This window comes from Bartonella sp. CR127HXZ (assembly GCF_042194555.1).
Taxonomy (GTDB): Bacteria; Pseudomonadota; Alphaproteobacteria; order Rhizobiales; family Rhizobiaceae; genus Bartonella; species Bartonella grahamii.
On the sequence record NZ_JBHIMZ010000018.1, the window covers coordinates 1 to 10,224 of the forward strand.

The window sequence follows — 10,224 nt, forward strand, 5'->3', positions numbered from 1 at the left end:
ACTGCAGATACCGACGCGGTGAATGTTGCGCAATTAAAAGACTTAGAAGAACTTGTAAGAAAAAACGGTTGGAAACTGTCAGTTGGAGATAAAAATGCTACAACTGTTCTTATGGATAGCGTAGTAGATTTTTCTGCTGGAAGTGCCAACTTGAATATTACAAAGGGCGAAAAAGACAATAAGCTAAAATTTGATTTGGCTAAAGATGTTACATTAACGAGCTTAAAGGCAGGTACAAATACCTTCGATGCCACGGGCTTAGCCATTACTGATGGTCCGAAAATAACCACCGGTGGTATTGATGCTGGAAATAAAAGGATAACAGGTATTGCACCTGGTGATCTTAGTGCAGATTCAAAAGACGCGGTAAATGGTAGTCAGTTGAATGTTGTAGCTACCCACATAGCTGGATATTTAGGCGGTGGTGTTAAATTTACGAATGGCCAATGGGATGATCCAAAGTTCAAAATTAAAACTTTTAATTCTGAGACGAATGAGATTGAAGAAGAAAGTTTTCCGAATGTAGCAAAAGCCTTTGAGGGTGTGGGTAAGTCTTATGTAAATCTTCACAATGAGATTAAAAATGAGATTAAAAAAGCTACCGATGATAGTGTCTTTAAATGGAATGCCGAATCGAAGAGCATTAAAATTGCCGCCGCTGAGGGGAAAGGTGGGCAAGGAAGTATTGCTATAGGTAATCTTTCAAATGCAAATGCCGAAAATAGTATTGCATTAGGTAGTTTTGCAGCGGCATCTGCTGAAAATAGTATGGCATTAGGTGGACTTTCAAATGCATTTGGTGCAAATAGTATGGCATTAGGTTCAAATGCACAAGTACAAGCTGCTGTTCCTGGTGGTATTGCTGTGGGTTATCAATCTGTTTCTCGTAACCCAGCGTCCACTGTTGGCTATGATCCTTCCATAGGTAGCAAGTCAACAGATGATGGTGTGATATGGAAGAGCACTCAAGGAGCTTTTAGTATTGGTGATACTCCGAATAAGATAACACGACAGCTTACAGGTGTGGCAGCGGGTTATGCAGATACTGATGCCGTCAACATTGCGCAGCTAAAAGCACTAAGAGCGTACGCAGGTAAAGGTTGGAAACTTTCTGTTGATGATAAAAATACCAAAGCCGTTAGCATAGATGATACGGTAGATTTTTCAACTGGAAGTAAAAATTTTAAAATTACAAAAGGTGATAAAGACAATAAGCTAAAATTTGATCTGGCTCAAGATGTTGCATTAACGAGCGTAAAGGCCGGCACAAATACCCTAGACGCAACAGGTCTAGTAATTACTGGAGGTCCGAAAATAACAACGGGTGGTATTGATGCTGGTAGTAAGAAGATAGCAGGCATTCAAAGTGGCGCACTCACAGCAGAATCAACCGAAGCTGTCAATGGTTCACAACTTTTGGCAACAAATACTGAAATTGCTAATGTAAGAGACAGTATTCTTGTTAAGCAAGTAGCAAAGAAGACTTTAGCGCGTAGTCTCCGTGATGGAGGAACGGGTCTTATCACTGTTGGTATGGAAACTGGTGGTAGCGAAATCAGTATTTTGAACAAAAGTAATGAAGGGCGGAAACTTTCCGGTCTACTTGGCGGGGCAATCAGTGGAACTTCAACAGACGCAGTAAATGGCTCACAGCTTCATACATTGGGCACAGGGGGTGCTTCGTATTTCGGTGGTGGTGCTGTCTATGCGGATGGGAAATGGACCGCTCCTACATTCAAGGTAAAAACAATCAAGGAAGATGGCAGCCCTGAAGATAAGGATTATCCTGATGTAGCATCTGCTTTTGCTGGAGTTGGTAGTTCTATCACGAATGTTCAGAATAAATTGACTGAACAGGTTAATAATGTGATTAACAAAGTAGAAAGCGAAAGCTTTGTTCAGCAAGACAAAACAACGCATCGTCTCACTATTGGAGCTGCAGTAGAAGGCAGTGAAATCAATATTGCCAATAAGGCTGGTGCGGATCGGACTCTTTCTGGTGTAAAGGACGCGACGAAAAACAATGAAGCCGTTAACAAAGGACAGCTTGATAAAGGCTTGAAAGATCTTTCGAACAGTCTTCAGTCTGATGAATCAGCAGTTGTTCATTATGATAAAGATTCAGATGGTAAAACTAATTATAGTAGTGTGACTTTAGGAAAAGCTAAAGATAAGATAGCTGTAGGTCTCCATAATGTTGCGGCTGGTAAGATTGCCAAGGATTCACATGATGCAATCACGGGTGGTCAGATTAATACCATAGCTTCGGATTTATCAAAAATTTTAGGTGGAGATGTATCCTTTGATGGAAAAAACTTTAAAGGGCCAACTTATAATTTATCGAATATTGATGAAAAAGGTGAAGTAACAGATAAACCGCATACCGATATTGGTTCTGCCTTTAAAGGACTTGATGATAATATCAAGAATGTGAATGCTCGCATTAAGGAAGTCTCAGAAGGAGTTGCACAAGATTCTTTATCTTGGAGCGATGGTGACAAAGCTTTTGTCGCTTTACATGGGGAAGGGGATAACAGAAAAGCCAGTAAAATCACATCACTTGCTATAGGAGATATTACGAAAGAATCGACGGATGCAGTAAATGGTTCTCAACTTTATTCATTGGGCGATAAGGTTGCAAAATATTTTTCTAATGACGCTGAATATAAGGATGGGGAATTGAATGTTCCTGATTTTAAGCTCAAAACTATCAATGATGATGGCACTGAAGCTGAATCAAGCTATAAAAATGTATCAGATGCATTTTCAGGTGTGGGTAAACTTTTCACAAAGATTCAAAATGTGATCAGCGATGTAATCAGTAATCTTCTTGTTACGAAAAATGAAGATGTTATCAACATTGGTAAAGGAGTAGAAGGAAATGAAATCAATATCGCAAACAAGAGTGGTAAGGATCGAACCCTTTCTGGTGTGAAGGCGGCAGAAAAAGACAATGAAGCGGTTAACAAGGGACAGCTTGATAAAGGTTTGAAGGATCTTTCTGATAACCTTCTGTCTGATAGTTCTTCTGTTGTTCTTTACGATAAAACAACAGATGATCAAATTGATTATACAAATGTAACTTTTGGTAAAGGGAAGGATGCTAAACCTGTTGCACTGCATAATGTATCCGCAGGATCGATTGCGGAAAACTCAACGGATGTTATCAATGGAGGACAGGTTTACATCCTTTCAACGGATGTAGCAAAATTCTTGGGTGGAGATGCTGAATTTAAGGATGGTGCTTTTAAAGGGCCAACTTATAATTTATCCAGTATTGATAAAGATGGTGAAGTAACAGATAAACCGCATACCGATGTTGGTTCTGCCTTTAAAGGACTTGATGAGAATATCAAGAATGTTAACGATCGTATTAAGGAGGTCTCAGAAGGAGTTGCACAAGATTCTTTATCTTGGAGCGATGGTGACAAAGCTTTTGTAGCTCTGCATGGGGAAGGGGATGACAGAAAAGCCAGCAAAATCACATCACTTGCGGCTGGTTCTATAGCATCAGGCTCGAGTGATGCGATTAATGGAGGTCAGATTTATACTCTTCAACAGAGCTTTGCCTCATATTTTGGTGGAGGAGCTGGTTATGATAAGGAAGGAAACTGGCAAGGACCCAAATTCTACGTTCAGGTTTTCAATGAGGATGGTACGAAAGGTGATAAAGAGGAGCGTAATAATGTCTCTGAAGCATTTGATGTTGTTAATGACAGCATGAGCACTATCAACGATCGTATAAAAGAAGTTGAAAAGGATGCCTCTTCGAATGGTCTGAATTGGAATGAAGAAAAAGGAAGCTATGATGCTTCTCACGCTGATGATCAGGGCGTTAAGAGCCCCAGTAAGATTATCAATGTAGAGGACGGTAAGGTAGACAAAGATTCCAAAGAAGCAGTTAATGGCGGTCAGCTTTGGGAAACTCAGCAGATGATTACAGATCAGGTCAAGGATATTGAAACTAAAGTTACGGAGGGATCTGTACAATATGATAGAGATAAAAAAACAGGTGAAAAGACCAATACAGTTACATTAGTTGGTGGAGATGACAGTTCTCCAGTGTTAATAGACAATGTAGCGGATGGAAAGATTGAAAAGGATTCGAAAGAAGCTGTTAATGGAGGTCAGTTGCATGATTACACAGAACAGCAGATGAAGACGGTTCTTGAAGATGCCAATAAGTATACGGATGAGAAAATTTCTCATCTTGTAAAAGATGGAGTTAATGAGGCTAATTCATACACGGATATGAAGTTTTCGACATTAAGTTATGCTGTTGAGGATGTTCGAAAAGAGGCAAGACAAGCAGCAGCTGTTGGTTTAGCGGTAGCTGGTTTACGCTATAGTGATATTCCTGGAAAATTAACACTCGCATTTGGTAGTGGTTTATGGCGTAGTCAATCCGCGTTTGCTGTTGGGGCTGGTTATACTTCAGAGAACGGTGATATTGGTTCCAACTTGTCAATTACCACTTCTGGAGGTCACTGGGGTATAAGTGCAGGGGTTAATGTGATACTCAACTAATAAACGACTGAATCCATAAAATTGATTTGCCTTTTTCTTATTTAAGAAAAGGGCAATTTTTTATCTTCTTTCAGAGCCCTTTAAAGCTATTCTAAATGTACAGAACTCCCGTAATTATATAAAAAGCCTATTACAACTTTTTTTGAGAATAAAAGACCTTAGTGGTAAAGATTCAAAAAATTGATTGCTATTTTTTGATAATTAGGTAATGAGGTTACTGCTCTATCCTGTTATTTTGATTTATTAAAGTGCCTAAAACAATATAAATACGAATATACCCTTTATTAAAAAGAGACAGTTTTAGCTTTTATTTTCGTGTAGTGTTAAACGTATGCTTTATATTGGTATCGTTATAATTTTTCATTGAAAGTCTTGTTGTTTAAATGACAAATTATCTTAAAAATAGAATAGTTAAAAATATTATGTTTTTTAATCAGTTTCCTTTTTTGTAGCTTCATAGTAAAATTTTAATTTCTCCAAATTGTTTTAACTTAATTACGAGTATAAAAAGCAAATAGTGCAAATTCTTACAATTCAAAATATGTCTTTTTTATGTTTTAGGCATGGTTTTTATTGAGGGTTTGTTATGAAAAAATTATTGAATCATATTCAAGGGAAATAGCTCAAGTTTTCGGCGTTTATTTTATCGGTTGTTTGTAGCAACGTTTTCATTGGGAGTTGTTATAGTTGTTTTTTTATCGAATGCTATTCCTGTTTTGGCGAAAAAAATTGACATAATAGAACAGCTGCTTAAAGCCTTGGCAAAAGCTGCAAAGAGCTATTCTCAAGGAAAAATACTTCTTTCTGCGTATGCTAACTCTAACAGCATTGTGGCTCTCTCAAAAGGTTTTGATTTATTAAAAGCAAGTTATTTAACAGCACTTAATACAGCACAGCAATGGCACCAATAGTGGATGATTCTACAGATGATAGTGGCTATATCAATTTTTTCGTCAATACGCTTTCTATTAAGAGTAAGGATGGTTTTAGTGAGAAATCTCTTACCGATCCGCAATTGGTGATGAACAATAACTCTACAATTACAATAAGTTCTGAAAACAACGAAGATGCAAGGATTATCGATGGATCTGACACCTTGCGACATGATTTCATTGCAAGAATGCAACGATCTACAGGTATGCAACGTACTCCAAACACAAGTATTGCTTTAGATAGTGGAACGCAAGCGGAAAAAGAATGGAGCGTTGCTGTAGGCAATATGGCTCATGCTTTGGGGAAAAGCAGTGTCGCAATAGGTGGTGAATATAATAAGAAGAGCGGATATGGAGATAACAATTATACAACTGCAAAGAGTGATTATTCAATAGATGTAGGTGTCGTTTCTAAAGCCCTAGGGTATGGTTCGATTGCTCTTGGGTGCATATGCATTTGCTCAAGAAGCTATTTAATAGGCTTCTATTCAATAGCAAATGTGGTTGGCAGTATCGCTATAGGTTCCTATTCTAACGTGACGGTTGATGATGGGCGGGGGGGGGTGTTGCTATCGGGAACAACTTTGTGCCTGGTAGGGCTGCTGGCGTTTTTTGGGTATATGTCTCTTCTGCAAGGACTGGTCAAAAACACCGAATCTCAATAGAAAAGTACGAAAAGTGCAAGAGAGTATTGGTGTTCCTAGTAAGAACATAACGCGCCAAATTATAGGCGTAGCAGCTGGTAGCAAACCTGCCGATGCAGTGAACCTTAGACAGTTGCAGGATTTAGAAGAAATCGTAAGAAAAAAGGTTGGAAACTGTCTATTGCTGGTGAGGCAGCTAAAGATGTGGTGCTAGATAGTACAATAAATTTTCATCCGGAAGAAGTGACTTCATGGTTAAAAGAGATAAGGACGATGAAAATAAGCTTATATTTGGTTTGGCTAATGACATAGCATTAAAAAGCATAACATTAGGAGAGAAAACAAAAGTAGATGCAACAGGCTTAGTAATTACTGATGGCCCACAAATAACTACCGGTAGTATTAATGCGGCAAGTAAAAAAGTAACAAATATTGCAGAAGGAACTCGCAATACTGGTGCAGTGAGTATTTTTGTAAAACAGGATACAGCAACAAAACACATTACCATTGGTAAGGATATAGATGGTGATAAAATCGATATTGCGAATAAAAGTGATAAATTACGGATAATTTCTGGTGTTAAGAAAGCAGAGAGAGATAAAGCATCAATGATGCTGTTAATAAAAAAAAGCTTGAAGAAAGTTTAGAGAAACTTGCTAATGATCTTCAATCTGATGATTCTTCTGTTGTTCATTATGATAAAGCAAATGATGAAAATGGCACTATTAATTATGAAAGTATAACTTTTGGAAAAACTACAGCTCCCGTTGCACTTCATAATGTAGCAAATAAAATTACGGAAAATTCCACTGATGTTGTCAATGGTGGTCAGCTTTATTCACTAAATCAAACGCTTGCAAAATATTTTGGCGGTGGTGCTAGATATGAGAATGAAGAATGGACAGCACCAAGTTCCAAGCTGAAAGTTTTCAAAGATGATGGAACCTTTGAAGAGAACAGCTATGATAATATTGCAGCAGCTTTTGCTGGCATAAATAGTGTTTTCGCGAAGCTTCCTAATGAAATTTCTGGCAACATCGAGCAAAATGCTTTGTTATGGAGTAATGAAGCAGGGGCATTTGTGGCTCGGCATGGAAAAGACGAAAAAAAATAACAGCAAGATAACGCATCTTTTGGATGGAGATATTTCAGAAGGCTCGACAGAAGCCATAACAGGGAACCAGATTTATTCATTGAAAAATCAATTTGCAGCATATTTCGGTGGTGGAGCAAGCTATGGTAAGAAAGGTAAATGGATAGCGCCTGAGTTTAAAGTTCAAGCATTCAATAAAGTAACCTTAGTCAGTGAAGATGAGAGTGATCCAGTTATCACAGATAATGTAGCTGCTGGTAGGATTGAAAAAGGCTTGATAGAAGCCGTAAATGGTGATCAGTTACATGATTATACGAAAAAGCAGACAGATATGATTCTCGATAAAGTAAAAGAATATACGGATGAGAAAGTGTCTAATATTGTAAAGGAGGGTGTTAAAGAGGTTCATTCGTATACAGAAATAAAGTTTGCAGCGTTAAGTTATACTGTTGAGGATATCTGAAAAGAAGCAAGACAAGCCGCAGCCATAGATTTGGCAGTGTCTAATTTAAGTTATGATGATACTCCTGGAAAAATCAGTCTATCATTTGGTGGTGGTTTATGGCGCAGTCAATCCGCATTTGCTATTGGCGCTGGTTATATGTCAGAAGATGGAAAGATTTGCTCCAATCTCTCCGCAACGAGTTCTGGTGGTCATTGGGGTGGTAGGTGTTGGGCTTAATTTAATACTGAACTGATAAGCAAAAAACTTTTTTAAATATGCTCCTTGCTCCTGCCTCATCAAAGCAGGGGCATTTTAGTAAAAAGCTTTCATAAATCCTCTAATGAAATAAAAAATCTTATTCACGAAAAATAAACTGTTGCCTAAATTGATGATCAATAGGTACAAAAATTATACCTTTTTCAAAGAGGTCAAAGCTAAAAACGACGTACAACCTTTGATAGAAAAATGAGATCCATTCTAATATTAAGTATTTTTTTACCTTCCTCAAATTGACTTTCACGAACTTGCCCCTAAGTACCCTCTAAGACACTGTAGAAACAACAGCTTATGTCTTAATTTTATTTATGTTCTGAAACACGCTGTAAAAGTAGGAACACGCAAGGGAAATAAGAAAGCTCTAGAGCATACCTTTTTTGTGTTTTTTATCTGTTATTATGAAGGGGGTATTATGAAAAAATATTCAACACCAAATTCGATTAAAGGGGTTTCATTGGGAACAGTTATAGCGGCGCTCTTGTCGAGTGTTTCTCCTGTGGTTGCTGCAAATCTTGCGATAACAGGTGATAAAGTTCAAAGTACAAGTAGTCCTAGCGTGTCTTATAAATACGCTAGCCATGGCAGTATTGTATTAGCTGGCGATGATGATAACTGTGGTGTGTATAATGTTATTGATCGTGGTGGAAACAATCAAGGTACTGATAAACAAATCACTGCAGAGGAACTATATGAAAGAGTTTCTATGAATAAAGAGATTAATGGCAAGCGTCCTTTTAACTGGGGGCTTGGTCAGCTTACTTGGGCTGGTGATGGTCTGACCGTTACTGGGGGGTATATGGGAAAAGAAACCGGTGGTCTTTCAAATGTTCTGCCTGAAGCTTATGGTGTGTTTTCTTTTGCAACTGGGTGTGGATCTTCCGCAATGGGGCATTATTCAACAGCATTTGGAGCGGGTGCGACTGCAAAGCGTGGGGGAGCACAAGCCTTTGGTATTGGTGCACTTGCAGGTGAACAAGCAAGTCTTGCTATAGGGGTTGCGTCTGAAGCAGTAGCAAGCAATACGATTGCTATTGGTGGGCTTGCAAAAGCAAAAGGCGTTGATAGTATTGCATTCGGTAACAAATCACTTGCAGATGGAAAACAAGCAATTTCTATAGGTTATGGTGCTCAAGCTCAAACAGATCTTTCGATAGCGATTGGTTTAGATGCAAGAGCGACTGAGCGTGAGGGTGTTGCTCTTGGAAGCGAGTCTGTAGCTTATGTTGCTGCTGGAAAGCATGGTTATAGTTCTTTAGCTAAAGGTCCTACACAGTCTGAAAACTTTGCATGGAAAAGTACGCTAGCTGCAGTAAGTGTTGGTGATGTTAAATCAGAAAAAACGCGCCAGATTGTAGGAGTGGCAGCTGGTACTGAATTGTATGATGCCGTTAATGTTGCACAGCTACAAGCGTTAGAAATTTACGTCGACAAAGGTTGGAATTTGTCTGTTGGAGGTGAAGATGCTACAAAAGTTGGTATAAAAGATACTGTAGATTTGTCAGCGGCAAGTGATAACCTTAAGATTACAAAAGGTACGGAAGACAATAATGTAAAATTTGATCTAGCAGATAATATTACAGTGGAGCGAGTTACCGCTGGAAGAAGCTCTATGAGTAATGATGGCATTATATTTGCTGATGGGGCTAGAATAACTGTGGATGGTATTGATGCTGGCAATAAACAGATTACAGGAGTGGCAGCTGGGGAAGAACCTGATGATGCGGTGAATTTTGCGCAGCTACAAGAGATAAAAAATCAAATAGCAGGAAATAGTCTTGTCAAGCAAGATAATGGAGAAGCGGGTCGTATCACCATTGGTATAGCAACAGGTGGTTCTGAAATCAATGTTGCAAACAAATCGGGTGAAGATAGGATAATTTCCGGTGTGAAGGCTGCAGTAAACAATAACGACGCTGTTAATAAACAACAGCTCGATGGTCAGATTGCAGATGTTGTTGACACCATAAAAAGCAATAGCCTTGTTAAGCGAGAAGAAGAGACAAATCGTATTACTATCGGTAAGGAAATAGAAGGCACAGAGATTAATATTGCAAACAAATCAGGTGATGCTCGTACAATTTCCGGTGTGAAAGAAGCAGTTAAGGATGATGAAGCTGTTAATAAAAAACAACTTGATGGTGAAATTGCAGATATCACGGACAGTATTAAGGTCATTAAAGAAGCAAATAGCTTTGCAGTTCTCTATGATAAAAATGCAGATGGCACTGTAAATTATAACAGTGTGTCTTTGGGCGGCAATAAGAGTCAAGGACCAGTAGCTCTCCTTAATGTTAAAGATGGCAAAAT

5 protein-coding genes and 3 pseudogenes are annotated in these 10,224 nt (G+C 38.5%); all 8 read left to right on the top strand.

Annotated features, from left to right (window positions below):
• Window positions 1-4,527: YadA-like family protein (locus ACFIKY_RS08095; protein WP_375661658.1), on the top strand; the 4,527-nt coding region annotated here is incomplete at its 5' end.
• Window positions 4,528-5,198: 671 nt separating this feature from the next.
• Complete coding sequence (locus ACFIKY_RS08100) at window positions 5,199-5,438, top strand: hypothetical protein (protein WP_375661659.1); 240 nt, start codon at window positions 5,199-5,201, stop codon at window positions 5,436-5,438.
• The gene (locus ACFIKY_RS08105; protein ID WP_375661660.1) at window positions 5,426-6,124 is read left to right on the top strand and encodes a hypothetical protein; all 699 of its coding nucleotides are present in this window, start codon (window positions 5,426-5,428) and stop codon (window positions 6,122-6,124) included. Before ACFIKY_RS08100 ends, ACFIKY_RS08105 begins: the two co-directional genes overlap by 13 nt.
• A 13-nt stretch (window positions 6,125-6,137) precedes the next feature.
• Complete coding sequence (locus ACFIKY_RS08110) at window positions 6,138-6,317, top strand: hypothetical protein (RefSeq protein WP_375661661.1); 180 nt, start codon at window positions 6,138-6,140, stop codon at window positions 6,315-6,317.
• A gap of 37 nt (window positions 6,318-6,354) precedes the next feature.
• Window positions 6,355-6,750, top strand: a complete 396-nt coding sequence (locus ACFIKY_RS08115) for a hypothetical protein (RefSeq protein ID WP_375661662.1) — start codon at window positions 6,355-6,357, stop codon at window positions 6,748-6,750.
• Window positions 6,751-6,896: 146 nt separating this feature from the next.
• A pseudogene (locus tag ACFIKY_RS09405) lies at window positions 6,897-6,977 on the top strand (hypothetical protein); the annotation flags it as partial.
• Between the two features lie 162 nt (window positions 6,978-7,139).
• A pseudogene (locus tag ACFIKY_RS08125) lies at window positions 7,140-7,894 on the top strand (YadA-like family protein); the annotation flags it as partial.
• A gap of 435 nt (window positions 7,895-8,329) precedes the next feature.
• Window positions 8,330-10,224, top strand: a pseudogene (locus tag ACFIKY_RS08135) (hypothetical protein); the annotation flags it as partial.

Excerpts from the sequence above, each read along its gene's own strand:
- ACFIKY_RS08105 (WP_375661660.1), top strand. The coding sequence starts at position 5,426 with ATGGCACCAATAGTGGATGATTCTACAGATGATAGTGGCTATATCAAT.
- ACFIKY_RS08115 (WP_375661662.1), top strand. The coding sequence starts at position 6,355 with ATGGTTAAAAGAGATAAGGACGATGAAAATAAGCTTATATTTGGTTTG.